At 48.6% G+C, this 734-nt stretch carries 1 protein-coding gene; it reads left to right on the top strand.

Going from position 1 to position 734, the window contains the following annotated elements:
• The coding region (locus R8N49_RS26930; RefSeq protein ID WP_318190428.1) for a cytochrome c-type biogenesis CcmF C-terminal domain-containing protein at positions 1 to 734 on the top strand (734 nt) is incomplete at both ends.

Below are 734 nucleotides of genomic sequence, written 5' to 3'. Positions count from 1 at the left end.
CGCGCGAAAATGCACTTCTTGCCAATAACGTCTTGCTGATTGCTGCACTTGTGGTTGTCTTAGTTGGTACGTTGTTGCCATTGGTTCACAAGCAGCTCGGTTTGGGCTCGGTTTCTATCGGTGCCCCATTCTTCGATATGCTATTTGCATGGCTGATGATGCCGTTTGCCTTCTTGCTAGGTATCGGTCCTCTTATCCGTTGGAAGCGTGACCAGTTATCTTCGATTGTGAAGCCTATGCTTGTGTCGGGCACTGTGTCTCTGGCGTTGGCGGCGGTTTGTGTATTCCTATTTGCTGATTTCTTCTCAGTGATGGCGTACATCGGCTGGGTTATGTCGATTTGGATCGTGGCAATGCATGCGTTCGAATTGCATGAGCGTGCGACGCACCGTCACAGTTTTGCTGAAGGTGTTCGTAAGCTTCAACGTAGCCACTGGGCGATGATGTTTGGTCATATCGGTCTTGCTGTGACGATCATTGGTATCGCTATGGTACAAAACTACAGCATTGAGCGTGATGTGCGTTTAGCGCCAGGTGAACACTTCCAAATCGAAGGTTATGATTTCTACTTCTCGGGTCTTCGTGATAAAGACGGTCCGAACTACGATGGTTACATCGCTGATTTCGAAATCACACACGATGGTAAGTACATCAATACACTTCATGCCGAGAAGCGTTTCTACCGCACCGCTAAGTCGATGATGACAGAAGCAGCCATTGACCGTGGCATCACT

The organism is Vibrio sp. 1978 (assembly GCF_033344345.1).
Note: the sequence above shows the minus strand (reverse complement) of the source record. Positions and strands in the feature narration are given on the sequence as shown.